The organism is Geitlerinema sp. PCC 7407 (assembly GCF_000317045.1).
Taxonomy (GTDB): Bacteria; Cyanobacteriota; Cyanobacteriia; order PCC-7407; family PCC-7407; genus PCC-7407.
On the sequence record NC_019703.1, the window covers coordinates 3,737,178 to 3,764,059 of the forward strand.

The window sequence follows — 26,882 nt, forward strand, 5'->3', positions numbered from 1 at the left end:
GACGCTTTTGTCCTGAACCGGCCCTTCACTTCTAAGATGAATAGGCACATTGACAACCGGAACGGTGCAGCAGAGGCTATGGAGCAGGTCATTGGCAAGATTTCTCCAGACCCGTCCCCCCAGGGGGGGCTCGGGACGCTGTACGGCGTGGGGGCGGGTCCTGGCGACCCTGAGCTGATCACCCTGAAAGGCTGGAGACTGCTCCAGCGATCGCCCGTGGTAGCGTTTCCGGCGGGGCTCGGCGGCAAGGCAGGCGTTGCCCAGCAAATTGTCCAGGAGCACCTCAGTCCTGAGCAGACTCAGCTTGCCCTGCATTTTCCCTATGTCCACGACCTAGCGGTTTTGGAGGCAGCCTGGCGCGCCGCCGCTGAGGCGGTGTGGGAGCACCTGCGCCAGGGCCAAGACGTGGTGTTTGTCTCTGAGGGAGACGTGAGCTTTTACAGCACGTTCACCTATCTGGCCCAGGCGCTGCACGAGGCCCATCCCGAAGCACCGATCCAGACCGTGCCAGGGGTATGCTCTCCCCTCGCGGCGGCGGCCATGCTGGGCGTGCCCCTGACCACGCGATCGCAGCGGCTGGTGGTCCTGCCCGCCCTCTACACCGTGGATGAGCTCGAAGCTGTGCTGGCCTGGGCCGATGTGGTCGTCCTGATGAAAGTTAGCTCGGTGTATCGGGAGGTGTGGCAGCGCCTGAAGGAGCGCGATCTGCTGGGGCGCAGCTACGTGATCGAGCGCGCCACGCTGCCAACCCAGACCATTCACCGAGATTTGGGCGATCGCCCCGATTTGCAGCTTCCCTATTTCTCGTTGATGGTGATTCAGGTGCGGGCCGAAGCGCCTGCGTCCCTGCCGGCCCCAGCGGCAACTTTTTAGCCCCCCGAGCTGTCACCGTTGTTGGGGAAACTCGCTAGAATCTGGTCGGAGGAACAGGCCATTTTAGCAGCCCTACGCCCGCGTCTCGATCGTCCCGTTGCTTCACCGAGTGGAATTTGCGTCAGTCCGCCATGTCCTACGATGCCTTCGCCAAAGCCCTGTCCGAGCCTCTGAGACAACCTGGCTATTTAGCTTTTTTGGCCTCTGTCAGCATCCACGGCCTGCTGTGGGCGGTGCTGCCCATGCTTCCTTCGTCGTCGAGCACGCCGGATATTGAGCAGCGCTCTGTGGACATCGTGACCTTGACCCCCGCCGAGCAGCAGCGACTGCCGGCCACAGCGCGGGACCTACCGGGCAGCTCCAGCACGATTTTGCCCGCTTTTCCCAACCAGGCGGGCTTGAGCATGCCCAATCTCCAAATGCCCGGTCTCCAATCAGAGACCAGCCTGGCCGACCTCTATCAGAACTCTCCCGATACCTCTTCTTCGACCTCGACCTACACCTACACGCCGGATATCTTGTCACAGCTGGCGCAGCAGGAGCAGCTGGCGATCGCCCAGCAAGAGGCCCGAATGCGAGAACTTGCCGCCCGCTCGGCTCAAGATGGACAGTCTGGCAGTGTGCAGGCACCAGGGCCTATCACCAATCGCCTCATTCCCAATCTGTCTCCTTCCTTTGAGCCGCCCATTTACGATCCGTCGGAAATTCTGAAGAACCCGGAGCTGATTGCGGGCTTGGGGAATTCTACGCCGCCGAGTTCTGGGCAGCCCCAGCCGCCAACCCAGCCAACGGAGCAAGCAACGGGGCCCCAGCAGCCCCAGGGTGAAACCCAGCAGCCCGAAGACCCCCCTGCCCAGCCCCCGGCCGACAGCACCAGCGATCCTGAGGCCTCGCCCCCGCCAGCCCCCGAGGAGCCCGCAGGCGCTTTGCCGAACAAGATCCCCGATGCGGCGATCGCCTATCAGCAAGAGAAAATGCAGGAGTATCGCGATCGCTACACCTTCGTGGCAGAGGGCACCAAACAGTCTGAGGCCGCCGCCCGCACCGAGCAGTGGGACGCCAGCGCGAAGGCGATCGCTGCCAAGGAAGAGAAAAATATTAGCTGGAATCGGGTCGAAACCGCCGTGTCCCTATACCCGACGGATGCCTGCTACGCCAAGCCCGAGGGAGCCGCTGCCGTGGGCGTTTTGGTCGATCCAGAAGGCAAAATTGTCGAAGATCAGCTGATGATTTTGCAGTCCTCCGGCTACAAGGCCTTTAATGACGCAGCCCTGGCCCACGTGAAGGAGATGCCCTTCGAGGGTACCGGCGAGTATCAGCAAATTCTGCTGCCCTTCGAGTTTCGCTACTCGGAGGAGATCTGCGCTCAGCAGCCCGGGGCGACCCCCGGTGCTCCTGCTGAGGACCAGGCCGACGGCTAGGCGCTGGGGCAAGCTCTGAGAAGCGGCCCAAAATGGGGCACAATGGAGCCGCAGATTGGCGGGGCGATCGCCCGAATGGAGTCATGGGAATCGATGCAGCATTTTCGACGCGACTGAGAAACGCCGCTGACCGGCTCATGGACCTGCTTGACGGGTTTGGTCAGGCTCAGGTGCTGGTGGTCGGGGACCTGACGGTGGATGAGTTCTTGACTGGGCAGGTGGAGCGCGTATCTCGGGAGGCTCCGGTGCTGATCTTGCGGCATGAGGAGACGCGCCAGGTGCCCGGCGGCGGCGCCAACGCGGTGTACAACCTGGCGATGCTGGGAGCCCAGGTCAAGGCCGTGGGTCTGGTGGGGGACGACGCCCAAGGGCGATCGCTCCGGCAGATTTTTGAGGCGGCCCGCATCGACACCCGCGGCATCCTGGTCGAGAGCGATCGCCCCACCGTCACCAAAACTCGCATCTCCGGCCACGCCCGCCAGTCCGTCACCCAGCAAATCGTTCGCGTCGATCGCAAATCTGACGATCTGCCAGCACCGGCTCTCCAGGCGCAGATCGTGGACTACATTCACCAGCACCGAGAAAGCGTAGACGCAGTGGTGTGCTCGGACTACGGCGACGGCACCCTCACCCCTTTGATCATTGAGGCCACGCTGCACCACTCCCGCGTCATCGTCGATACCCAGGTCAACCTAGGGCGCTACGCGGGGGCCACCATCTTTACGCCCAACCTCCCCGAAGCCGAGCGGGCCGTGGGCTACGCCATCGAGTCCCCTGAGCAGCTGAGCCAGGCCGGTCGCGATCTGCTGCGGCAAACCCAGGCAAAATACATTTTGATCACGCGGGGCGAAGAGGGAATGACCCTGTTTGGCCGCGACGGCAGCGAAGAGCACATTCCCGCCTTCAACCGCACCGAGGTCTTTGACGTGACGGGGGCTGGCGATACGGTGGCCGCCGCCCTTACCCTCACCCTCTGCCAGGGCGGGTCTTTTTGGGAGGCGGCGGTGCTGGGAAACCTTGCCGCTAGTATTGTAGTTCGGCAGTTTGGTACCGCGACCACCACCCCAGCCGCCCTGAAGGCGGCGCTAGAAACCTTGCTTGAGGAGAGTTCTCAGACGTGACCCAATCTCGACGCATTTTGATTACGGGCGGCGCTGGCTTTATTGGCTCCAACTTTGTGCATCACTGGTGTCGCCAGCATCCGGGCGATCGCGTCGTGGTGCTCGATGCCCTCACCTACGCAGGCAACCGGGCCAATCTGGCTAGCCTAGAGAGCCATCCCCAGTTTCGCTTTGTGGCGGGAGACATTTGCGATCGCCCCTTGATCGATCAGCTGTTGCGCGAAGAGGCCATCGACACCGTCGCTCACCTGGCTGCTGAGTCCCACGTCGATCGCTCCATCCTCGGTCCCGACGCCTTCATTCGCACCAATGTCGTCGGCAGCTTCACCCTCCTCGAAGCCTTCCGGCAGCACTGGCTGGCCCAGCAGCAGCCTGAGCACTTTCGCTTTCTCCACGTCTCCACCGACGAAGTTTACGGCAGCCTCAGCCCCACCGACCCAGCCTTTAGCGAGACCACGCCCTACGCCCCCAACAGCCCCTACTCCGCTTCCAAGGCTGGCAGCGATCACCTGGCCCGAGCCTACTTCCACACCTACGGCCTGCCCACCCTGATCACCAACTGCTCCAACAACTACGGCCCCTACCACTTCCCCGAAAAGCTGATTCCCCTGATGTGCATCAACATCTTGATGGGCAAGGCTTTGCCGGTCTACGGCGACGGCCAAAACGTCCGGGACTGGCTCTACGTCGAGGACCACTGTCAGGCGCTGGATGTGGTGATCCAGCGGGGTCAGCCAGGGGAAACCTACAATGTCGGCGGCAACAACGAGGTCAAGAACCTTGAGCTGGTGGAAATGCTGTGCGATCTGATGGATGAGCTGGCACCCGACCTTCCCATCAAGCCCAGCCGTCAGCTGATCACCTTCGTGAAGGATCGTCCCGGCCACGATCGCCGCTACGCCATCAACGCCACCAAGATCCGGACCGAGCTGGGCTGGGAGCCCCAGGTCACGGTCAGCGAAGGTCTCCAGAAAACGGTCCAGTGGTACCTCAGCCACCGCGAGTGGTGGCAGCCCCTCCTGTCGCCGGAGTATCAGGCCTACTACGCCAAGGTCTACAGCGAAACCGCCTGAGGCTCGCTACTCACGCCCGAGAGCGGCGCTGAAGACCGAGACCCCCCGCCAACAGGCCCAGTCCCAGCAGCACGGAAGGTTCGGGCACTGTCTCGGAGGGCGGTTGAGGGGGTAGGGTGGTCAGCTCTCGACGAAGCTTTTGCTCCATGGCCACCCCAACATCCTCAAAGCCTCTGGCCGCCAAAATAAAAGATCCCTCCCCGCCTTGCAGATTGTCTTGGTACCACCTCTCTAGGCCCGATTGAGGCTGATTGGGCCGAGTGGGCAGGGGCACGATGGGCAGCCCATTAATGGCTGAGACCCCTGCGGCTAGAGCATTATCTCTTGCCAAGCGCGCGCCTCTGGTGTCCCCAACGCCGTCTCCCGAAACATCGATTACCCAGCGCTGCCCATCGTAGGCGTTGCTGCTGAACAACGGCGTCGCGAACTCGATCGCAGCGCCGGGATCGGTTCCAAAAAAGCCCGTGGGTCTGCGCAAGGCCAAAATAGCGTCTGCGAACTGGAGGGCGCTCTCTGGACTATTCAGCAGGGTCCAGGGAATCGACTGCTGCTGATTGGCTGGGCCGGACCACTGAATCAAATTCACGGCAACAGTCCCGAGGGTGCCAGCACCGAACTCGGCAGACAGCTGCCGGAAAGCATCCCCGTAGCCTGTCATTTGTCGCTGATATTCTTCGCCGTTGATGCTGGGAGAAACATCCACTAGCAAAGAAAGCTCGACATTTACGGGCACAAGCGTTGCTGCGGATGCAGGACGCTGAGCACCGATTGTCACGCCACAGGCGGCGATCGCAACCAAGCCCGGCAAGATTTCCAAGCGCGACCGTTGATGAAACATGTGATCTTCCTTACTAGAGGAGGCTTTTCGAGGCTTAACTCAGTAAATTCAAGGAGAATAATAAGGGTTGTAGGTTAAAAAAGAAGCATAATTGCGCATTTATTTCATAAATTCTCACAAAATTTACGTATTTTCTCGAACCTTTCGCAATAATCTTGCGAAAGGTTTGTTACTCATTCAAGGGCGTGAGCCTGGAGAAGCTTTTTAGAAGTCCAGGTGCTGAGGCTCACCAAGGATACAGCCAGACAAAACGGCACAAAAAAAGGAGGCCGAAGCCTCCTGAAGCACCTGCTTGCAGACAACGCTAGGAAAAGGCGCGGCGGCGGGAGAACGCCCAAGCGCTGGCGGCGATCGCCAGTCCCGCCAGGGCCGAGGGTTCGGGCACCCGCTCGACGGGAGAGGCCTTCACAATGAAGTCGTTGACGTCGACATCCGCTTCGTAGGAGTCGTTGATCGCCACCAGGACTTCTTGGGAGCCGACGGCCACCGTCTTGCGATCGGGGGTTACGCCCGGATTGTTTTGGATCCAGTTAGGGCCTTGGGTGTTGTAGGTGTAGCTGCCGTCGGAGGCGTAGCGGAAGACCGTCGAGAGGCCGTCGGAGAAGACGGTGCCATTGGCGCCGGTCAGGCCAAAAAAGTAGGTCTGGCCCGCCCGGAAGGTGAAATTCGCGGCGCAGTCGAGGACGGTGACGCCGCAGGTTCCCAGCCAGTCGTTGCTGGCGTCGGTGCTGCCGGGGTCGTAGCCCGCGCCGACTTCCGAAAAGAGGGTCTCGACGAGGGAGCGATCGCCCCCTTCTTCGACGTAGACGCCAAAGTTCGAGCGGTATTTGCCCCGAGACTCAAGGAAGTCAAAGGCAAGGGTGGTGTCCTGATCGAAGGAAATGCCGCCGCTGCCAAAAACGTCCGAGGTGAGGGAGGCCGCCTGTCCTGGGGAGGCGATCGCCAGCAAGCTGCCAGCGACTAGGCCAAGGGATGCCAAGTTGCGCTTGAAAGTCATGGAGTCTAAATGCTTGGGGTGAACGAGAATCGGTCAGCGAGGCGCCGGCAGTCCTAGAAATTTGAGCCCTCTGGAGCTAAACCGGGCGATCGCGGGTATCGATAGGGGCAATTTACGTTCTTGCATTTTAAATCTACCCGCCTCGCCTAAAAATCGATCAATACAACCGTGGATTTCTGTATTTGGAGAGGTTTTTAGTTATTTTTTTGTTAAGCCAAAGCGATTTTTACGGGTAAATACGCAAATTTGACCATTTACAAACCTTAGGGCGACGCCTGGAGCGCCTGCACCGCCGCTTTGATCAGGGTGTACCACTGGGCCTGGGACACATTAACGTCTTTGCTGATGCCGGTCGGGCTGCGCAAACGCCCAATCCGCTGTCCCTGCTGGATGGTGAGGGAGGAGCCGTCGGGGTTCTCGATGGTGAGCCACTGCTGGTGCGATCGCCTTTGGAGAAAACAGCGATAGTCGCGATCGCCGTGGACAAAGGAAACCAGCGATCGCTCAGCAGGCAGCCGCACCCCCAGCAGCTCCAGCTCAATGGTGGTGTTGCCATTCCAGACGTTTTCGCGCAGGCGGTAGGCCACATCTAGGCAGCTCGGCAGCGGATAGTAGCAGCCCCAGCGCCAGGCGATCGCCTGCAACATTGCCGCTTGGCCATCGGGCGATCGCTGGCGGAGCGTCAGCTTGAGGTGGATCTGGTCCTTGCCGACCGTGCGCTGCTCCAGCACCTCCACCGCCTCCGACCAAAACACCGGATCGGGATTCTCCATACCGCACGGGTGCAGAGCGTCCACTTCGGCGTAGAGGTCCGCTGTGAGATCCTGCAAATGGGCCTCCGCATCCACGGTCACCAGCGGCTTCAGGTACTCCGGCTCCAGGCACTGGTGAGCAAACTGGCTCAGGCGCGCTTGCAGCGCTTCCAAATTCTCAGCCGCCAGAGAAAAGCCCCCAGCAGCTCGGTGCCCTCCGTGCTTGATCAGCAAATCTTTGGCAAACTCCAGCGCCTCAAAGACGTGAAACTCCGGAATGCTGCGGGCAGAGCCGCGAATGTGCTGGCGCTCCTCGTCTTCGTAGGTGCCAATGAACACCGGCACGCCGTAGCGCTCCACCAGCCGGGAGGCCACGATGCCGATCACGCCGTGGTGCCAGTCCGGCTGGACCACCACGAGCACGCGCGTTTCGCTGAGGTCAGGCCCTTCGGTTTCGCACCAGGCGATCGCCTCCTGCTCGATTTCGCTACAGAGCTGCTGCCGCTGCTGGTTAATGTGCTCACACTGGGTCGCCCGCTCTAGAGCCACCTCCCACTCATCGGTGGTCAGCATCTCGATCACGGTCTGGGGATCGCCGATGCGGCCCACCGCATTGATCCGTGGCCCCAGCCGAAAACCGATGTCCTCGGGCTTGAGGGACTGGTTGTCGCTGGCCGCTAGGCCCGCCACCTGGATCAGGGCCTGAATGCCCGGAATGCGAGACTGGGGCAGCAAGCGCAGCCCCCGCTTGACCCAGCGCCGATTGACGCCGGTGAGGGGCGCCAGGTCCGCGATAGTCCCCAGGGTAAACAGCTCCAGCAAAGGATTGACCAAATCCTGGAGCTGCCCAGACTGCTGGGCCAGGGACACCGCCAAAATATAGGCCACGCCCACGCCCGCCACGCCCCAGTAGGGCGAGGTGGTGGGCAGCAGCTTGGGGTTCAAGATGGCGTTCGCGGGGGGTAGCTCGGGGGGCAAGTCGTGGTGATCGGTGATGATCACATCGAGGCCCAGCTCCCGAGCGCGGGCGATCGGCTTGACGGCGGCAATGCCGTTATCGACCGTGAGCACCAGGCCCACCCCTTCTTGGTGAAATTCTTCGACGATGCGCTCGTTGATGCCGTAGCCTTCCTGCATGCGGCTGGGGATGGCGTAGTCCACCCGGGCGCCGAGCTGCCGCAGCGATCGCAGCAAGAGGGCCGTACTGGTCATGCCATCGGCGTCGTAGTCGCCACAAATCGCGATCTTGCGGCCCTGGGCGATCGCCTCGGCCAGCAGCTCGACACTCGCCGCCAAATCCGGAAACTCCTCTAGCGGCGATGGCAAGACCAGCTTCTCAGGGTTGAGGAAGCTGCGCGCCGCCTCGGGGGTCTCGATGCCGCGATTGAGCAGCACCTGACCCAGAATCGGCGAAAGGCCCGCCACCTGGGCGATCTGAGCCGCCTCTGGGGGTCGGGCGGGGGCGATGTGCCAGCGCTGGGCCGGAAAGGACGAGCGACTGGCGGATGTAGGAGCAGACAAATCGATCACAGGCTGGCTTCGTCACAACAAGACTCGCCAATCTTAGTACACCGCTACTCGTCCATCGTTGAGAATATATACCGAGCGATCGCCCGGCGGCCGCCCGCCCGGGCGCAGTTCGAGGCGCAGAGTGCCGTCATCGGGCTTTTGGGTCAGGACCTTGAGGGGGAGCCCCGTCACATCCCAAAACAGCAGCGAAATATTGGGTGCGGTGCCGCCCCACTGATCAATCGTGATTTCCTGGCCCGGCCGCAGGGCCACGGGGTCCGTGCCGTAGACCTTCTGAATTTCGATAATGCTGGCGGTCCGATTGATGATTTGTAACTTTACTTGCTGACCGGGGATAAATTGCAGCGGCTTGGGTCCGCAGTTCGAGGCGCAGGTCCCCGCGATCGCCGGGCTCACGCCCCAGACACCCCCCACCAGTGCCACTGCCAGCAGTACCTTTTGCCAGGGTTTCGCCATGGTCCCTATCCTCCTCAGGAACGCCAATCGATGCATGCGGGATCTCGCCCTCCTATTACACCCCGATTTGCCCCAAAATTTTCGCCTGCTTGATACTTATCTATCCTTTGATGCGGCTCTGGGGCTTTGAGGGGCGATCGCCCCAGGTAGGCTTTTCCGCCATCGCCATCCGGGGGACAATGGCAAAGACACCCGGCGCCAATTTTGAGGGCGCTGTTTTCCAGGATTTTCAACCGTTCCATGGCACCCCATCCCCGCAAACGATTTGGTCAGCACTGGCTGCGCAGCGAAAAGGTATTGCAGCGAATCGTGGCCGCTGCCGATCTAAGCGCGGGCGATCGCGTTTTGGAAATTGGGCCAGGGCAGGGGGTCTTGACGCGATCGCTTCTGGAAGCCGCCGAAGCCCTGCTGGCCATCGAGATTGACACCGATCTGTGCCGCGCCCTCGCCCAAAAACTAGGCAACCGGCCCAATTTTCTTTTGCTCCAGGGCGACTTTTTGGAGCTGAACTGGCAGGCCATTCTCAATGACTTTCCCGCCTTCCAGAATCCTCGCAAAGTCGTCGCCAACATTCCCTACTACATCACCGGCCCCATCCTCGAGCGCCTCCTGGGCACCATCGGCGCACCCAATCCCCAGCCCTTCGAGCGCATTGTCCTGCTGATCCAAAAAGAAGTGGCCGACCGGCTGTGCGCCAAGCCCGGATCGCGGGCCTTTGGGGCGCTGTCGGTCCGGGTCCAGTACCTGGCCGAGTGCGAATGGGTCTGCGCGGTGCCGCCCCACGCCTTTTTCCCGCCGCCCAAGGTGGAGTCGGCGGTGGTGTGTCTGCGACCCCGCCCCTTCCCCGCCGTGGTCGACAATCCCCGACAATTTGAAACCCTGGTCAAGCTCGGCTTTGCCACCAAGCGCAAAATGCTGCGCAATAACCTAAAAAGCGTGATCGACCGCGATCGCTTGTCCCACTTGCTGGAAAAATTAGAGGTGAACCCGCAGGCCCGCGCAGAAGACCTCAGCGTTGAGCAGTGGGTCATGCTCAGTAACTCGCTAACGACACCATGCGCGCCTACGCCCTAAAAGCTCCCGCCAAAGTCAATCTCTATCTGGAAATCATTGGCGATCGCCCCGATGGCTACCACGAGCTGGCCATGATTCTCCAGGGCATCGAGCTCTCGGACTTTGTGTACCTGCGATCGCTGAGCACCGACGAAATTCGCCTGCGCTGCAACCATCCCCAAGTCCCCACCGATCGCACCAACCTGGCCTATCGGGCCGCCGAGCTGATGGTGCAGCAGTTTCCTGACGCCATGGCCCAGCGCGGCGGCGTCGAAATCACCATCGACAAGCGCATTCCGGTGGCTGCGGGCCTAGCGGGAGGTTCCAGCAACGCCGCCGCCGTCCTCGTGGGGCTCGATCTGCTGTGGGATCTGGGCCTGACCCAAATCGAGCTGCAAGACCTGGGGGCCAAGCTGGGCTCCGATGTGCCCTTTTGCATTGGGGGCGGCACCGCTCTGGCGACCGGTCGGGGCGAGCAGCTCTCTGAGCTGCTCAATCCTGCGCCCCTGTACGTCGTGCTGGGGAAATATCGCAGCCTGTCTGTGTCCACCGCCTGGGCCTACGGCACCTACCGCCGCGAGTTTGGCGACCAGTACGTGTCTGGGCCTGCGGCGCTCCAGGAGCGCTGGCACAGGGTCCACTCTGGCCCCCTGGTCAAGGCGATCGCGGGCGGCCACAGCACCCAGATCGGGCCGCTTCTCTATAACGATCTGGAGCGGGTGGTGCTGCCGGCCCATCCCCAGGTGCAGCACCTGCGGGAGGTCCTAGGGAGCCACCCCGAAGTCTTGGGAGCGATGATGTCCGGTTCGGGGCCGACGGTGTTTGCGCTGACGGCGTCCGAAGCGTCAGCGGAGGCGGTGCGAGAGGCGACGCGTCAGGCGATCGCCGACCCCGATCTCGAGCTTTGGGTGACGCGCTTTTGCAGCCACGGCATCCAGGTGACCGAGTAGCCGCGCGATCGCCCGCTGATTTCCTTTTATTTCTCGGTGTTTTGCTATGAGCAACCTTTCTCCCCAGCCCCCCGAAACCAATGCGCCCCCCGGCGTGTTGCAGTGCCTGACCAGCGCCTTGATTGCAGGCACGATCGCCCTCTTGATGTACAAAGTCACCGGCGGCATCGCGGCGAATTTCGCCAGCCACCCGCTCCACTCAGACAACTACACCGCCCAGAGAATTGCCTCAGCGGTGCGGACCCTCGTCATCGGCATGTGCGCCCTCGGGAGCGGCATTTTTGGCTTTGCGGCCCTGGGGCTGACGGCCCTGAGCGTGCAGACCTTCATCCAAAAGGTCCGCCAGCGCCCAGAGCCCCCTTCCCAGTCCTAGACCGGTGCCAGCTCGCGATCGCGGTTGAAAAAGGCCGCCAGAGACTCCGGCTGCATAAACCGGAGATACTCCTCGGCGCAGTCCGGCGGCAGCAGCTCCATGAGCAGGTGGTTCTCGATCCACAGCTCCACCAGACTGAACAAGCCATCTCGGTTACAGGCCAAGGCCCGCCAGCCCTCGCGCGCCGCAATTCGCTCGATGTCTTCACGGCTCACCGGCACTGACACCGCCGCATGGGTCGCCGAGTAGGGCGACGCAGACGGCACTGTCACGAACGAAGCCTGATCCTCTCCAGGCAACATTTCGGTTCCGAAGGGATAGACCTCGATCATGGTGCCATGGCGATCGAGCGACAGGACTACATAGCTGCCCGGATTGGGCGGAAACGGTGCCACCTGGCCCTGCCAGAGCTCTGCCAAGACCTCGGCAACGTGCTGGGGATCGCGGACCGCAATCGAGATGTGGTGAATCATGGTCAAAAAACCTCAATAGGAATTTAAGGAGCCTGGGGACTAGGCGCAGCGAGGACCCAGAAAGCACTTGGGAGACGCTGTGGCGCTGGGCGCGATCGCCCGAGACGCGGCCTGATGCGGGAGCCGCGATCTAGTTATTTAAAGCTCGAGCACCGTCAAACTTCAGCGATATTTCCGCGATCGTACCGTTGCTTTCCCGGACAAAGCGCTCTTGATCACTACAGCGAGGACACGCAATATTACGGACACGCTTCCTCAGCAGACCAACAACACCCTTTAAAATCAGGAAGCCCCTTGCCTAGCGGCCCTTTGCGGCTTCGTCCTGCCCCATGACCATTGGAATTTGGGTTCTCGGTGACCAGCTCTCCCTCAACCAGAGCGCCCTTGCTCAGCGGCGCTCCCAGGCGGCTGACACCCCCGTCCTGCTGATCGAGTCCCTCAACCACGCCCAGGCGCGCCCCTACCACCGCCAAAAGCTGGTCCTGGTCTGGTCGGCCATGCGCCACTTTGCCGAGACGCTGCGGCAGCAGCAGTGGCCTGTGACCTACGAAACGGCCCCTGACTTCCAGACGCCGCTGGTCCAGTGGATCCAGGCTCACAACCTGCGGGAGGTGTGGGTCATGGCGCCGTGCGATCGCCCCTTTCAGGACCTGCTCGAAACGCTGGAGCTGCCCTGCGATCTCAAGATCTGGCCCAACAACCACTTTTTGTGGTCCGAGGAGGACTTTCGCACCTGGGCCACCGGCCGCAAGCGCTTGCTCATGGAGGACTTTTATCGGGAGGGTCGCAAGCGCTTCGGCATCCTGATGACCGGAGACCAGCCAGCCGGGGGCCAGTGGAACTTCGACAAGGACAACCGCAAACCGCCCAAACAAGGGCTACAGCCCCCTGCCCCGCTGTGGTTTGAGCCTGACGCCATCACCCAGGAAGTCCTAGCGCAAGTCCGTACGCTGACAGCAGATTCGGCCTCGGCCTACGGCCACCTAGAGCCGTTTCGATGGGCCGTGACCCGGGACCAGGCCCTGGAGGTCCTGCAAGACTTTGTGGAGCACCGGCTACCAAATTTTGGGACCTATCAGGATGCCATGGTGACCGGCCAGGACACCCTGTGGCACGGCCTGCTGTCGCCCTACCTCAATCTGGGGCTTCTCGAGCCTCGCGAGGTGATCGAGGCAGTCGAGACGGCCCACCAGCAGCGCAATCTAGCCCTCAATCACGTCGAAGGGTTCATTCGTCAGGTGATGGGCTGGCGGGAGTACATGCGGGGGCTCTACCGCTTCTTGGGCGCGGACTACGCCAACAGCAACTGGTTCGGGCACAGGGCCGCGCTCCCGGAGTTTTTCTGGACGGGGAAGACGGACCTCAACTGTCTGCGCCAGACCCTCGACCAGGTGGCGCGCACGGGCTACGCCCATCACATTCAGCGCCTGATGATCTTGGGAAACTTTGCCTTGATCGCAGGCCTTGATCCCCAGGCGGTGGAGCAGTGGTTTCACGCGGTTTTTATTGATGCCTACGACTGGGTGATGCAGACCAACGTGCTGGGCATGGGTCTGTTTGCGGATGGCGGTCGGCTGGCGTCCAAGCCCTACGCCGCTTCTGCCAACTATGTGGGCCGCATGAGCGACTATTGCGGCCAGTGCACCTACAATGCCAAGGCGCGCACGGGTCAGGGAGCCTGTCCGTTTAATTTTTTCTACTGGGACTTTTTGCTGCGTCACCGGGAGAAGCTGGCGTCCCAGGGCCGCATGAGTCTGATCCTGGGAAATCTCAAGCGGATGGACGAAGCGGAGGCCCAGGAAATCCAGTCATTGGCCCAAGCTTGGCGCGATCGCCACGCGCCAGAAGCCAAAAGTTGAGCAATCAGCCAGTTTTTGGGTCAGTTTGGGGACACTTTGCAATTCTTTGTTTTCGCGGCGCGTTTTCCCCAAAGATTCCACAGCTTTTCCACAGAAGAGGGGGATCTTTTCCACAGGTTGGCCGAGGTTTTCCACAGGCCGCCACGAAGCCATCAGCGTTTGTGCCCTGTCCTGGGGATTTCGATCAAAGTTTGGGGCGGCTCAAAACCAGGAAAATTGTTGTAAACGAAGATAAATAAACGGCGGCTGAAACCCTGATTCTTTCGTAAACCTTTTTTTAATCGGAAGGCGATCGCAACATTTCGCAGCATTGACAACCCTCCCCCCTGATACCGCACAATGGTGCGACCGACACATTCATAACGCTTCGCTAGACCCTCGTTTCTACGCTGGGTAGACGGGTTGACAGTGCCTGTTGCGACACATTCCCACCCGGCGGATTGCAGACAGCGCGGAGCGTCGTTTTGGCTTGTCAAATTTTCCTATTTTTCGCGTTGCGATCGAAGTTATCCCGTTGTTCCAAGGAGTAAAGGTTCCTATGAACGCTACAGTCAGCATCTTGGCCGAAATCCCCGAAGAGTTGCACGAAACCCTCAAAGGCTATCTGGAAGCCCATCCCGACTGGGACCAGGACCGCGTTTTCACGGCGGCGCTGTCGCTGTTCCTGCTGCAAAACGGCGACTGCGATCGCCGGGCTGCGCGGGTCTATCTCGACACGCTCTTCAAGCACGCGGCCTAGAGCCTATGGCGCAGGATGCGAGAAAGACCGAGCCTGCGCCTTGAGCCCCCGCTTGTGAAAAGCCTGCCCCCGCCGAAAACTCGGCGGGGGTTTTTGATGGGTGTGTTACGAGGGCGTTACACTTGCGGGTTCTGTGAACCCAAGCTTCGGGGGATGGGGTATGGTGAAAAGCGGTTGAGTTCTAAGCTGGCAAAAGGCTTTTAATATATGGCTTATTTCTGGTTTAAGGCGTTTCACATTGTCGGTGTGGTGGTGTGGTTTGCGGGCCTGTTTTACCTGGTGCGCCTGTTCATCTACCACGTGGAGGCCGAAGAACAGCCTGAGCCAGCGCGAGGCATTTTGCAGAGCCAGTATCTCCTGATGGAGAAGCGCTTGTACAACATCATCACGACGCCGGGGATGCTGGTGGCGGTGGCGATGGCGATCGGGCTGCTGACGACGGAACCCGAAGTGCTCCACGACTGGTGGCTGCACGTGAAGCTGGGGTTTGTGGTGCTGCTGCTGGGCTATCACCACTACTGCGCCCGGATTCTCAAGCAGCTAGAAAAAGGGACCTGTCGCCTGAGCAGCGGGAAGCTGCGGGCGCTCAATGAGGCGCCGACCCTGCTGCTGGTGGCGATCGTGATGTTGGCCGTGTTCAAAAATAGTTTCCCGACCAGCGCTAGCGTGTGGGTGATGGTGGCGCTGGTGGTGTCCATGGCGGCGTCGATCCAGCTCTACGCCAAGATTCGCCGCCGCAATGAGGAGAAGCGTCGCGCCGAGGCGATCGCGTCTCAAACTCCCGCAGAATCTGTCTAGAGATGTCCTAGCGCTTTGCTGGCTGAGGTTGAGAGCTACCTAAAAACGGCGATCGCCCCCCAAGGGATCGTCCTAGACCAAGACCCTTCGGCCCTCTGGCGGGCGCTGCGGGGTCTTGGCGATCGCGGCTGGCTGGCGCTGCGGGTGCCGGTGGCGGCGGGGGGTGGCGGCCTCGACGGGTGGCAGTACTGGCAGTTTCAAGCGGCGATCGCCCGCTACTCGGGGGCCTTGGCTTTTTTGCAGACCCAGCACCAGAGCGCAGCGGCCCTGCTGGCCCAGAGCCCCAACGATCGGCTCAAGGAGACCTATTTACCGCTGATCCCGTCCGGTCAGCGGCTGCTGGGGATCGGCTTTTCCCATCTGCGGCATCCCGAACCGCCGCTCAAGGCGATCGCCGTGGAGGGAGGCTACGAGTTCACGGGCAGCGTCCCCTGGGCCACGGGCTACGGCTGCTTTCACGACTGGCTGGTGGCGGCGGTGCTGCCCTCAGGAGACTCGGTTTTCGGGCTGATCCCGTTTCGAGAACTGCGCAGCAGCACCAGCGGAGAAATGACGTTTCAGGGGCCGATGCTGCTCACGGCCCTGCAATCGACCCAGACCGTCTCAGCCAGCTTGCGCCAGTGGTTTGTGCCCGCCGCTCGCGTAGTATGCCACCAGCCGGGGGACTGGATCCACGAGAATGATCGGCGCAACGCCCTCAAGGGGACCTCGCTGGCCCTGGGGTGCGCCCAGGCGGGCATTGATCAGGTGGTGAAGATGGCCCAGCGCCGTGACGAAGCCGCTTTGGCGTCCGTGGCCGAAGCTCTGGCCCAAGAGCGCGATCGCTGCTGTCAGGCAATTCGCGTCGCCCTCGAGACCGGCAGCAGCCCTTGGGAAGATCAGCTGCGGCTGCGGGCCTGGGCCACAGAGCTGGCATTCCGCTGCGCCCAGGCAGGCGTCGTGGCGGCGGGCGGAGCCGCCAATCACCGGAGCCACGACGCCCAGAGAATTTATCGCGAGGCGATCGTCTTTAGCGTGTCCGGCCAGACGGCGGCGATCCGGGAGGCAACGCTCCAGCGGCTGACCCAGGCTGGGGACGCGGCCCTGTAATGCGCTTACTTGCTCTAAGCTGCTCAATTTTGCCTAATTTGGTTAGAATTCGGCTGCGACGAGAGGAGATCCCGCGCCCATTTTGTCTCAGGGCCGGCGATGCCAGATCCCAGGGCTTCGGCTGCGCTCGATAAGATGGGAAAAGCGGTGCAGGGTCAATAGTGCGCGACCTTCTCCGGTTGAACTTCTTTTTGCTCACGCTGTCAGTCCGGCAAACCCTATGGCCTTTTCTTCCATTGTTCGTGCTCTGGGGCGATCGCCCCTCACCAGCGAACTGCTCCAAAAGCTCACGCAGCAGCAGGCGCTCCACCTAAACGGGATCGCTCGGCTGCCCAAGGGCTTGGTGGCGTCGGCCCTGGCCCAGAGCCAAGGGCGATCGCTCCTGGTAGTGACGGCCACCCTGGAAGAGGCCGGACGCTGGACCGCCCAGCTCGAGGCCATGGGCTGGCAAACGGTGCATTTTTATCCCACCTCCGAGGCGTCGCCCTACGAGCCCTTTGACCCCGAGTCGGAGATGACCTGGGGCCAGATGCAGGTGCTAGCGGACCTAGTGAAGCTGCGGGCGATCGCCGACAAAGCCGCGCCGCCCCTGGCGATCGTCGCCACGGAGCGCGCCCTCCAGCCCCACTTACCGCCCCGAGAAGCCTTTGCGCCCTTTTGCCTGCACCTGACCCAGGGCGACGAGCTCAACCTGCGCAGTCTGGGCCAAACCCTGGCCCGCCTGGGCTACGAGAAGGTCTCCATGGTAGAAACCGAAGGCCAGTGGAGCCAGCGCGGGGACATCATCGATGTGTTTCCCGTCGCGTCGGAGCTGCCGGTGCGGCTGGAGCTCTTCGGCGACGAGCTAGAGAAAATTCGCGAATTTGATCCGGGCAGCCAGCGATCGCTCGATCGCGTCTCCCAGCTGATTTTGACGCCCACGGGCTTTAGCCCGATCGTCAGCGAGGCCCTGGGCGATCGCAGCCTTGACCTCAGCAGCCTGCTCAGCCCCACCGAACAGGAGCAGTTCGACACCGAAGCGCGTCTGGAAGGCAGCCGCCGCTTCCTGGGGATCGCCTTCGACGCGCCCGCCTCGCTGCTGGACTACCTGCCCAGCGATACGCTGGTGGCCATCGATGAGCCGGAGCAGTGCCGCGCCCACGGCGATCGCTGGTTTGAGCATGTCGAAGACCACTGGCAGCGCCTCAGCCAGTCCGGCCTGCGGCCCATTCACCGATCGCCCGAGGCGTCCCTCCAGGCCGCAGAGCCCTTTGCGCGCCTGATGCTCTCTGAGCTGGCCGAAGAAAAGCAGGGCCTCAACTTGGCCAGCCGTCCCGTCCCCGCCATTGCGCACCAGTTCGCCAAGCTGGCCGAGACCCTGCGCCAAGAGCGCGATCGCGGCTTTTCGGTCTGGCTGGTGTCTGCCCAGCCATCGCGCTCGGTCGCCCTGCTCCAAGAGCACGACTGCCCGGCCCAGTTCGTCCCCAACCCGCGGGACTACCCCGCCATCGACAAGCTGCAAACCCAGCACACCCCCGTCGCGGTGAAGTATTCGGGCTTGGCGGAGCTGGAGGGCTTCATTCTGCCGACCTTCCGGCTGGTGGTCGTCACCGATCGCGAATTTTTTGGTCAGCACACCCTCGCCACCCCCAGCTACGTCCGCAAGCGCCGCCGCGCCGCCTCCAAGCAAGTCGACCCCAACAAGCTGCAGCCCGGGGACTACGTCGTCCACCGCAACCACGGCATTGGCCGCTTTCTGAAGCTCGAGAGCCTGACGGTCAACGGCGAAACCCGCGAATATCTGGTGCTTCAGTACGCCGACGGCCTGCTGCGGGTGGCGGCGGACCAGGTGGGCAGCCTGTCCCGATTTCGGGCGACGGGCGGCGGCAAGCCCGAGCTGAACAAGATGACCGGCAAGGCCTGGGAGCGCACCAAGAGCAAAGTGCGCAAGGCCGTCAAAAAAGTGGCCGTGGATTTGCTCCAGCTCTACGCGCAGCGGGCCCAGCAGCAGGGATTTTCTTTCCCGCTGGATATGCCCTGGCAAGAAGAAATGGAGGACTCCTTCCCCTACCAGCCGACCCCCGATCAGCTCAAGGCGACCCAGGACGTCAAGCGCGACATGGAGAGCGATCGCCCCATGGACCGCCTCGTCTGCGGGGACGTCGGCTTCGGCAAGACCGAGGTCGCCATCCGCGCCATCTTCAAGGCCGTGACCGCCGGCAAACAGGTGGCCTTTTTGGCCCCGACCACCATCCTCACCCAGCAGCACTACCACACCCTCAAGGAGCGCTTTGCCCCTTACCCAATCCAGATCGGCTTGCTGAACCGCTTCCGCACCGCCCAGGAACGCCGCGACATCCAGCAGCGCTTGGCGACGGGCGAACTGGACATTGTGGTGGGCACCCACCAGCTCCTGGGCAAAGGGGTGCAGTTCAAGGAGCTGGGCCTCTTGGTGATTGACGAGGAGCAGCGCTTCGGGGTGAATCAAAAGGAAAAAATCAAGAGCCTCAAAACCCAGGTAGATGTTTTGACCCTCAGCGCCACGCCGATTCCTCGCACCCTGTACATGGCCCTGTCGGGGGTGCGGGAAATGAGCCTGATCACGACGCCGCCGCCCTCGCGCCGCCCTATCAAGACCCACCTGGCGCCCCTGGATATGGAAACGGTGCGCACCGCGATTTGTCAGGAAATCGATCGGGGCGGGCAGGTATTTTATGTGGTGCCGCGGGTGGACGGCATTGAGGAGCTGGCGGGCCGCCTGCGGGAAATGGTGCCGAGCGCGCGGATTGCGATCGCCCACGGCCAGATGCAAGAAGGCGAGCTAGAAGCGACCATGCTCACCTTCAGCAATGGCGAGGCCGAAATTTTGGTGTGTACCACGATCATCGAGTCCGGCCTGGATATTCCCCGGGTCAACACGATTTTGATCGAGGACGCCCAGCGCTTTGGCCTCTCCCAGCTTTACCAACTGCGCGGCCGGGTGGGGCGAGCGGGCATTCAGGCCCACGCCTGGATGTTTTACCCCCAGCAGAGCCAGCTCTCGGAGGACGCCCGCAAGCGGTTGCGCGCCATTCAGGAATTCACCCAGTTGGGCTCGGGCTATCAGCTAGCCGTGCGCGATATGGAGATCCGGGGCGTAGGCAATCTGCTGGGAGCTGAGCAGTCGGGTCAGATGGACGCCATCGGCTTCGATCTCTATATGGAGATGCTGGAAGAGGCGATCCGCGAAATCCGGGGTCAGGAAATCCCGCAGGTGGACGATACCCAGATCGATCTCAATCTGACGGCCTTTATTCCCGCTGACTACATTCCCGACCTGGATCAGAAGATGAGCGCCTATCGAGCGGTGGCTACGGCGGGCGATCGCCACGAGCTGACCCAGATCGCCGCCGACTGGAGCGATCGCTACGGCCCCATGCCCCACGCAACCCAGCAGCTCCTGCGCGTCATGACCCTCAAGCAAATCGCCAAAAAGCTCGGCTTCACTCGCATCAAGCCCGAGGGGACCCAGCACGTCGTCCTAGAAACGCCCATGGAAGAACCGGCGTGGAACCTGCTGCGCGGCAACCTGCCTAGCCATCTCCACAGCCGCTTTGTCTATTCCTCCAGCAAAGTCACCGTCCGCGGCCTGGGAGCTCTCAAAGCCGACCAGCAGCTCGAAAGCCTGATTAATTGGCTCGAGCGCATGGAGGGCGCTATTCCCGAACCGGCTCTAGCTTAGGTTCTCGACTGCGCGGACCGCCTCGGAGAACTTGTAGCAGTTCTTGCCAATTTCCTTGGCCTCGTACATGGCAATGTCCGCGTGTTTGATCAGGACCTCGATGTCTTCGGCGTTGGACGGGAACGTGCTGATGCCGATACTCGTGGTTACCACCACCGCTTTTTCATTCACCGTCAGGGGTTCCGAGAGGGTTGACAGGATCTTGTCGGCGACCCGCGCCGCGATTTGGCGCTCAGGGATCGCTGGCAAAATCACCGTGAACTCATCTCCCCCTAGGCGAGCGACGGTGTCACTGCCTCGCAGACAGCGCGTGAGGCGGCGGGCGACGGTCTTTAGGACCAGATCCCCCGCATCGTGACCTTCGGTATCGTTAATTTCTTTGAAGCCGTCGAGGTCGAGGTACAGCAGCGCTACCAGCTGATGGTTGTTGCGGGCCCAGTCGAGGGCCTGCTCTAGGCGCTCCACAAACAGCTGACGATTGGGCAGGCCCGTCAAGACATCGTGGTGAGCCAGGTAGCGCAGGTGATTTTCTGAGGTTTTCAGCTCAGCGTTGGAGCGCACCAGCTCCGCTGCCGTCTGCTTGAGCTCCTCTTCCATGCGCTTGCGCTCGGTGATATCTCGAATCACCCCCACCAAAAAAACGTTGCCAGCGGCGTCCCGATGGAGCGATCGCTTGGTGGCAATCAGGTGGGTTACCCCCTGGACATCGGTGAACTTCTCTTCGGTTTCCTGCTCCTTACCGCAGCTAAAGACCCAGTCGTCTTGCGCCTGGAAAACCGCAGCCTCATCCGGCGGAAAAAATTCATAATCGCTGCGCTCGAGCAAAAGGCTCAAAGGATGTCCCAAAAACCGCGAAAAGGCCTCATTGAGGACAATCCAGCGATGAGACTGATCTTTGACAAAAATGGGGTCCGGAATCGTGTTGATGACCCCCTGCAAAAACTCTTTGGAGCGCTTGAGCTCCTCTTCGAGGTGGGCCAGGTAGCTGGTGATGCCCGCCGCCGAGCCCATCAGCGCCAAGCCCGTCGGCACCACCGGAATCCACCAGCCCACCAAAAATAAGACAAACCCCGTGCCGGTCAGAAGGAGCATCGCCAAAAGAATGGTCCCCGCAGATTGCCAGGGCTTGCGAAACTGCCAGCACAGACTAGAGCCTAGACAGGCCCACGCAAAAATCCAGAGGTACTCTAGCCAGTCAGGGATCACGCGCATCAGGGGACGTCCCTGGAGGGCCGCGCTCAGGAGCTGGCTGACAAAGTTGGCGTGAAGCTCGACTCCGGCCACGGGCTTGGCGGAGTTGCGATCGCCCCCGCTGTAGGGCGTATAGAAAAAGTCGCGAATACTAATGGCCGTCGAGCCGATCAGCACAACGCGATCGCGGACCTGCTCAGGTTTGACCTCTCCCTTGAGCACCGCCGTCATACTGACCCGCTCAAAGCCTTGGCGAGGATTTTGGAAATTGGCCAGCAGCTGATAGCCGCCATTGTCTGCGCGGACGTAGCCACCGTCATTTGGCCCAAACCGGCGCAGCGTCGCTTGGCCAAGCCGCAGCGCGTCGCGATCGCCCTCCACCGGCCGCAGCGAGACATCCTCCGACGCCAAATAGCCCTGCACCAGCTTGAGCGCAAAGCTGCGGTGAGTCACACCGTCCTCGGTACGCCAGTACAGCAGCATCCGGCGGACCGTCCCGTCTGGGTCAATAAACAAATTATTGAAGCCCACCTGCTTGGTCGCCACCAGTCCGGGAGGGCCTAGGACCCCTGAATTCTGCTGATCTTGAATGCGCTCAATGCCAATAATGTTGGGCACTTCGCGAAAAACGGCTTTTATCTCTTCGTGCCCCGGCTCCACCGGTAAATCTCGATAAATATCCAGACCGATCACTCGCGGCTGTAGCTCGCCGAGGCGTCGCAGGAGGGCTGCCATCGTATCGTCAGGAATGGGCCACCGCTCGGCATAGCGCAGGTCCGCTTCATTGATCTCGACGATCAAAACGCGGGAGTCTGGCGCATGCTGAGGGCGCAGCCGAAAATACTGGTCCAGCAAAGACCATTCAAAGGACTGCAGCAGGCCCCCGAACCGCAGGGCAATGACAAAGCTGGAGGCCCCCAAGGCCGTCAAAATAATTCGGCGTTTGCTCCAGAGCGGCTGCGCAAACTCTAGCCAACGATTATTCAAACGCTTGCCCATCTGGATAGTGATGCGTCAAGGGAGAGAGTCAGGACGACGGAAGTTTGGTGGCGGCTTCAGCAGGCGAAGCTGATTGGCCTCAGCAAACAGAAATTGGCACCCTCGCTTTCTTAGGGTACCCAAGGGATCTCCTGAAGATGGCAATGGTTCTCAAGGGTCTCCAGGAGAGGGCAAGTGGGCGAAAAGATTACGGCGAGGAGAGGGGCGATCGCGAATCGAGGGGGGCGACCAAACTGCCATTTGCAGAAGGAATCGGTGACACGGGCACCCATTGCGTCAGATCGCTGGCAAGCAAGGTGACGGCAGCCGTGGCAGCGATCGCGTGCAGCAACAAAGACCAGGGGGTAGGGAATGTCGAAGCCATAGCAGTCACATCCAGCGGGGATAGTTTCTGTTATGACACGCTGCCCCCAGGCACTGCGTGACCTATCCAGCCTATGGGCAGGGATCTAGATCACACTCCCGAGGGAAGGTCAAGTTGGCATCCCCCCACAGAAAGAGAATTTCATCTCAAACCGGGCGATCGCCGCTTTTTGGGCTTCTGAGCAACAAAAAACGGTGCGGTTCTGACAACCACACCGTTTCAGCGAGTATGGGCGCGATCGCCTCAGATCCCGCTAGTTTTTGAAGTCTCGGGGTCCCGTGTAGCCCGAGATCTCCGCCAAAGTCTCCAGGCTTTGGGTTCCAGAATAGAGCTCACCCTTAATTTCCCAAGTCGGGTAGCCCTGGATGCCCGCTGCCTGACACGCTGACGTCTGGGAATTTTGTCCCTCAGGGTCGCACTCAACATAGTTCAGCTTTTTGGACGCCTCGGCGCCAAAGAGCTGCTTTTGATCGAAGCAGTGCGGGCACCAGTAGGCCCCGTACTCCTTCGCACCAATCTGGGTCAGGTGCTCCGCTAGGGCAATTTCAGCAGGTCCAGAAGTCGTTGTCGCTGGCGGGGGCGCCCCAGCCTCCACCGTTGCGCCGCCATTGGGCGCCGATCCCGTGGCGTTGGCATACAGACCGAGGGTGCCGATCAGGGCCACCATGCCCACAATGACCCCCGTAAATGCCAGCTGTCCCAGGTCAGGCCAGCTCCGGCCCAACAAGGTCAACACAAACAGCGCCAGCGAGAATAAGGCTGAGCCGACGCAGTAAAAACAGACCGTTTTGATCTCGAAGGCCAGCAGATACATCAAGTAGCCGCTGAAGATCATCATGGACGTCGCACCAAAGAACAGCAGCCACCAGGTCCAGTTTTCCACCTGGGAGCGCAGTTCTTTGCGAGCAGTCTCGCTGATGGCCAGGGGGGCCAAGGCGAAAACCGCCATGCTGAAGTAAGCCAAGAAGCCAAAGAGGGTCAGGGGCAACCCAAAAACGGTGGCGTAGGGGCTTGAGAGGACCCGCTCACAGCCTTCGGTGGGGCAAGCCGCCGTGCCGCCGGTCAGCTTCACAATCGTCAGATAGCCGGTGCCAATCGCACCCGCAACAGCGATCGCCCCCATAATCGGGCGCGACCATCGATGAATCCAGGGGGGTGTAGCGCGACGACGGGTCATAGGCCCTCACAAATTCAGGAGCACAAACAACAGCACAAACAAGCACTTCAACGGTCAAATTCAGAAGTCAGTGGACTGACTTTATTCTGCAACATGGCGCTGATCTTGGAAGGCGATCGCCCACCTTCCCTAGACCTCCGAAGATTGCAGCTTAGCCGAAGGCATCGTCTGACGAGCATCCGAGCTCGACAAGCTGCGGCGCATCGCCTCTACAAACCGACTGACTCGAATCGGATCGATCGGTTCCTCGATGCGGCCATGGCGCTTGAGGGAGCTCGAGACAATGACGCCATCGGCGGCCTGCATCAGCGTGCCAATGTTTTCCCAGTTCGCGCCGCTGCCAATAAACACCGGCGTGCTGCCTGCCGCAGCCTTTGCCAGTTCCAGATCCTCTTGGGAGGGAGGCCGCCCCGTCGCCCATCCCGACAAAATCACCCCGTCGGCCAAGCCGCGCTCAATGGTTTCTTGGACCGCCGTCGTTAGGTTGGGCGAACCCAGAGGGCGAGCGTGCTTGACCAGCACATCAGCAAAAATCTTGACATCGCTGCCTAGCTCGCGCCGATAGCGCAGCAGCTCGTGAGCTTGGCCCTCGATAAGGCCCTGATCGGTAGCCATGACTCCCGTCAACACATTGACGCGAATGAAGTGAGCCCGCACACAGGTTGCGATCGCCATGGCGCTGCGCGCATCATTGCGCAGAACATTGATTCCGATCGGCACCGTCACCATATGCATGAGCCGACTCACAATCAGGCTCATGGCGCTCACCACTGCCGGGTCTACCTGGCTCTTGGCAAAAGGCGCATCAAAAAAATTTTCAACAATAATGCCATCGACTCCCCCTGCGGCTAGGGCCGTTGCCTCCCGCTCCGCGCGATCTAGCACAACTCTCAGATCTTCTCCCCATCGAGGAGAGGTCGGGAGCGGGGCCAAATGCACAACGCCAATGACCGGGTTAGGGGTTTTGAAAATACGTCTTAAGTCCACGCGCTTACAACTCGGACTCTCTAGTCTGGATCCAGGATTTTGGGTTGAGTGGGTCGCCGGAGCTGTGAGGTTTGGACCCACAGCTTAGCTCCACAGGACTGGGGCTTTGGTTGAGACCACCAGGCAGCTTTGCCGAAAGATTTAGCAAACTGCCCGCATACTGAGTACTTTAGCAAGAAATGGTCCTGCAAAAGTCTGGCAGAGGCGATCGCCATAATGCTCAGATGGCTTCCCCAGCGATCCCCGCGCAGCCCGGGCAAAAGTTTTTTTGTGTAGTTATGTTGCGATTGCGCGTTATGCGATAGGATGGCGAAGGTACTTCAGAGTGCGATCGCAGTTGACGGTAACCATCGGCAGCAGCTGCCTCACCAAGCGGCGTTTCCGATTGTGTTTACACGAGTCAGAAAAAAGACCGTCATCGGAAAGATCGCTGCGGCTCGTCAGAGCTCTATCTCCGTTTGACGCCTTTCACCTTCTGATTTTGGAGCTTCATGGGAAGTAAACCGACAATTGCTGTCTCTCACCTTGGCTGTGAAAAGAATCGCATCGACACCGAACACATGCTGGGACTACTGGTTCAAGCCGGTTACGAAGTCGATTCTAACGAAGAACTTGCAGACTACGTTATAGTTAACACCTGTAGCTTCATTCAGGCAGCTCGCGAAGAGTCGGTGCGCACCCTGGTAGAGCTTGCAGAGTCTAACAAGCGCATCGTTATCACTGGCTGCATGGCCCAGCACTTCCAAGAGCAGCTGCTCGAGGAACTGCCCGAGGCCGTCGCCGTCGTCGGAACTGGCGACTACAACAAAATCGTCGATGTCATCCAGCGCGCTGAAACCGGAGAGCGCGTTAAACAAATTTCTAGCAATCCAACGTACATCGCCGACGAAAACGTTCCCCGCTATCGGACTACAGCTGAAGGTAGTGCCTATCTTCGGGTTGCCGAAGGCTGCGACTATCGCTGCGCCTTCTGCATCATCCCCCACCTGCGGGGCAACCAGCGATCGCGCTCCATCGAGTCCATCGTCGCCGAAGCCGAGCAGCTCGCCGCCGAAGGGGTGCAAGAGATCATATTGATCTCGCAAATCACCACCAACTACGGCCTAGATCTGTACGGCGAACCCAAGCTCGATGAGCTGCTGCGCGCCCTTGGCAAGGTCGACGTGCCCTGGATTCGCATGCACTACGCCTATCCCACCGGGCTCACTCCTAAGGTCATTCAGGCCATGAAGGAGACTCCCAACGTCTTGCCCTATCTTGATTTGCCGCTTCAGCACTCGCATCCCGACATCCTGCGAGCAATGAACCGTCCCTGGCAGGGACGCGTCAACGACGGCATCATCGAGCGCCTGCGGGAATCGTTGCCCGACGCTGTGCTCCGGACCACCTTTATCGTGGGCTTCCCCGGAGAAACCGATGAACACTTTGAGCACCTGATGGCTTTCGTCGATCGCCATCGCTTCGACCACGTTGGAGTCTTCACTTTTTCCCCCGAAGAAGGAACTCCGGCCTACGACCTGCCCAACCCGCTTGAGCAATCTGTCATGGACGCGCGGCGAGATGCCCTGATGTCTTTGCAGCAGCCTATCTCTCTAGAGCGAAACCGGGCAGAAATTGGCAAGGTTGTGGATGTGCTCATTGAGCAAGAGAATCCTGAAACAGGTGAGCTGATTGGGCGTTCTGCTCGATTTGCCCCCGAAGTGGATGGATTGATCTACATCCGAGGGAATGCGACTTTGGCGTCCCTCGTGCCGGTCAGAATCGAAGATGCTGATGCCTATGACCTCTATGGTTCGATCGCAACGGCGGCTGACTGCTTACAGCAGCCCCAACTGGCAGCACGCTGATACGGCTAAGTTTGGGTTCTGAGAACCCGATCGGACTGGGTCCCATGCAGACACATCACCAGTCCAACTAGCAGATGCAAGCGCATCTCACTGATATTCATCCAATGCGCTTGTCTCTCACGCACTGTAAGCGCAAATTTTTGACGCTGCTATGGGGCACTGACTTCCTGACGGCATGCAGGGACTGACTGTGGCTAGTGGTGGCGACAACTCAACACAACG

22 protein-coding genes are annotated in these 26,882 nt (G+C 60.8%); 13 read left to right on the top strand and 9 right to left on the bottom strand.

Translation table 11 applies throughout. The annotated features are described in order from the left end of the window. Nucleotides 1-78 precede the first annotated feature (78 nt). From GEI7407_RS15100 to rfbB, 4 genes are all read left to right on the top strand, one after another. On the top strand, nt 79-873 hold the full coding sequence (locus GEI7407_RS15100; RefSeq protein ID WP_051030786.1) for a precorrin-2 C(20)-methyltransferase: 795 nt from the start codon (nt 79-81) through the stop codon (nt 871-873). A 116-nt stretch (nt 874-989) separates the two neighbouring features. Further along, nucleotides 990-2,294 (top strand): TonB family protein, encoded by a 1,305-nt coding sequence (locus GEI7407_RS15105; RefSeq protein ID WP_150109803.1) that lies wholly within the window; start codon nt 990-992, stop codon nt 2,292-2,294. Between the two features lie 83 nt (nt 2,295-2,377). After that, entirely contained in the window at nt 2,378-3,415 is a 1,038-nt protein-coding gene (locus GEI7407_RS15110) for a bifunctional heptose 7-phosphate kinase/heptose 1-phosphate adenyltransferase (RefSeq protein WP_015173072.1), read from the top strand. Continuing rightward, nucleotides 3,412-4,488, top strand: coding sequence for a dTDP-glucose 4,6-dehydratase (gene rfbB / locus GEI7407_RS15115; protein ID WP_015173073.1), 1,077 nt, complete (start codon nt 3,412-3,414; stop codon nt 4,486-4,488). The genes GEI7407_RS15110 and rfbB overlap by 4 nt, the downstream gene beginning before the upstream one ends. A gap of 10 nt (nt 4,489-4,498) precedes the next feature. Here the strand turns inward: rfbB and GEI7407_RS15120 are convergent, their stop codons facing one another. The 4 genes from GEI7407_RS15120 to GEI7407_RS15135 form a co-directional block, all read right to left on the bottom strand. Next, a complete protein-coding gene (locus GEI7407_RS15120; protein WP_015173074.1) occupies nt 4,499-5,326 on the bottom strand; it encodes a DUF1194 domain-containing protein in 828 nt (275 codons plus the stop codon). A gap of 304 nt (nt 5,327-5,630) precedes the next feature. After that, entirely contained in the window at nt 5,631-6,323 is a 693-nt protein-coding gene (locus tag GEI7407_RS15125) for a PEP-CTERM sorting domain-containing protein (protein ID WP_015173075.1), read from the bottom strand. Between the two features lie 263 nt (nt 6,324-6,586). Then, the gene (recJ, locus tag GEI7407_RS15130; RefSeq protein WP_015173076.1) at nt 6,587-8,605 is read right to left on the bottom strand and encodes a single-stranded-DNA-specific exonuclease RecJ; all 2,019 of its coding nucleotides are present in this window, start codon (nt 8,603-8,605) and stop codon (nt 6,587-6,589) included. Nucleotides 8,606-8,638: 33 nt separating this feature from the next. After that, nucleotides 8,639-9,061, bottom strand: coding sequence for a hypothetical protein (locus GEI7407_RS15135; RefSeq protein WP_015173077.1), 423 nt, complete (start codon nt 9,059-9,061; stop codon nt 8,639-8,641). Between the two features lie 240 nt (nt 9,062-9,301). On the opposite strand from GEI7407_RS15135, the gene rsmA reads away from it, so the two are divergent. Genes rsmA through GEI7407_RS15150 form a run of 3 tightly spaced genes read left to right on the top strand, consistent with a single transcriptional unit; the run spans nt 9,302 to nt 11,437 of the window. Next, on the top strand, nt 9,302-10,135 hold the full coding sequence (rsmA, locus tag GEI7407_RS15140) for a 16S rRNA (adenine(1518)-N(6)/adenine(1519)-N(6))-dimethyltransferase RsmA (RefSeq protein WP_015173078.1): 834 nt from the start codon (nt 9,302-9,304) through the stop codon (nt 10,133-10,135). Further along, nucleotides 10,117-11,064: a 4-(cytidine 5'-diphospho)-2-C-methyl-D-erythritol kinase gene (gene ispE / locus GEI7407_RS15145; RefSeq protein ID WP_015173079.1), complete on the top strand. Its 948-nt coding sequence runs from the start codon at nt 10,117-10,119 to the stop codon at nt 11,062-11,064. The genes rsmA and ispE overlap by 19 nt, the downstream gene beginning before the upstream one ends. 46 nt (nt 11,065-11,110) lie before the next feature. Then, a complete protein-coding gene (locus tag GEI7407_RS15150) occupies nt 11,111-11,437 on the top strand; it encodes a DUF3082 domain-containing protein (protein WP_015173080.1) in 327 nt (108 codons plus the stop codon). Here GEI7407_RS15150 and GEI7407_RS15155 read toward each other — a convergent pair. Further along, complete coding sequence (locus GEI7407_RS15155; protein ID WP_015173081.1) at nt 11,434-11,910, bottom strand: hypothetical protein; 477 nt, start codon at nt 11,908-11,910, stop codon at nt 11,434-11,436. The genes GEI7407_RS15150 and GEI7407_RS15155 overlap by 4 nt on opposite strands. 329 nt (nt 11,911-12,239) lie before the next feature. Here GEI7407_RS15155 and GEI7407_RS15160 point away from each other — a divergent pair, with 329 nt between their 5' ends. The 5 genes from GEI7407_RS15160 (at nt 12,240) to mfd (ending at nt 20,095) form a co-directional block, all read left to right on the top strand. Then, nucleotides 12,240-13,769 carry a cryptochrome/photolyase family protein gene (locus GEI7407_RS15160; RefSeq protein ID WP_015173082.1) on the top strand — a complete coding sequence of 510 codons (1,530 nt, stop codon included), beginning with the start codon at nt 12,240-12,242 and terminating at the stop codon, nt 13,767-13,769. Between the two features lie 538 nt (nt 13,770-14,307). Then, nucleotides 14,308-14,508 (top strand): DUF2811 domain-containing protein, encoded by a 201-nt coding sequence (locus GEI7407_RS15165; RefSeq protein ID WP_015173083.1) that lies wholly within the window; start codon nt 14,308-14,310, stop codon nt 14,506-14,508. Between the two features lie 207 nt (nt 14,509-14,715). Further along, on the top strand, nt 14,716-15,306 hold the full coding sequence (hemJ, locus tag GEI7407_RS15170; RefSeq protein WP_015173084.1) for a protoporphyrinogen oxidase HemJ: 591 nt from the start codon (nt 14,716-14,718) through the stop codon (nt 15,304-15,306). Nucleotides 15,307-15,321: 15 nt separating this feature from the next. Continuing rightward, nucleotides 15,322-16,395, top strand: a complete 1,074-nt coding sequence (locus GEI7407_RS15175) for an acyl-CoA dehydrogenase family protein (protein ID WP_015173085.1) — start codon at nt 15,322-15,324, stop codon at nt 16,393-16,395. A gap of 220 nt (nt 16,396-16,615) precedes the next feature. Beyond that, nucleotides 16,616-20,095 carry a transcription-repair coupling factor gene (gene mfd, locus GEI7407_RS15180; protein WP_015173086.1) on the top strand — a complete coding sequence of 1,160 codons (3,480 nt, stop codon included), beginning with the start codon at nt 16,616-16,618 and terminating at the stop codon, nt 20,093-20,095. Here the strand turns inward: mfd and GEI7407_RS15185 are convergent. The 4 genes from GEI7407_RS15185 to btpA form a co-directional block, all read right to left on the bottom strand. Next, the gene (locus tag GEI7407_RS15185; protein WP_015173087.1) at nt 20,087-22,285 is read right to left on the bottom strand and encodes a CHASE2 domain-containing protein; all 2,199 of its coding nucleotides are present in this window, start codon (nt 22,283-22,285) and stop codon (nt 20,087-20,089) included. The genes mfd and GEI7407_RS15185 overlap by 9 nt on opposite strands. A 187-nt stretch (nt 22,286-22,472) precedes the next feature. Then, nucleotides 22,473-22,649, bottom strand: a complete 177-nt coding sequence (locus GEI7407_RS21450; protein ID WP_190274147.1) for a hypothetical protein — start codon at nt 22,647-22,649, stop codon at nt 22,473-22,475. 253 nt (nt 22,650-22,902) lie between these two features. Then, nucleotides 22,903-23,826, bottom strand: coding sequence for a vitamin K epoxide reductase family protein (locus tag GEI7407_RS15195; protein ID WP_015173088.1), 924 nt, complete (start codon nt 23,824-23,826; stop codon nt 22,903-22,905). A 129-nt stretch (nt 23,827-23,955) separates the two neighbouring features. Further along, complete coding sequence (btpA, locus tag GEI7407_RS15200; protein WP_041268488.1) at nt 23,956-24,813, bottom strand: photosystem I biogenesis protein BtpA; 858 nt, start codon at nt 24,811-24,813, stop codon at nt 23,956-23,958. 491 nt (nt 24,814-25,304) lie between these two features. Between btpA and rimO the strand changes: the two genes are divergently transcribed. After that, nucleotides 25,305-26,660, top strand: coding sequence for a 30S ribosomal protein S12 methylthiotransferase RimO (gene rimO / locus GEI7407_RS15205; RefSeq protein ID WP_015173090.1), 1,356 nt, complete (start codon nt 25,305-25,307; stop codon nt 26,658-26,660). Nucleotides 26,661-26,882 lie beyond the last annotated feature (222 nt).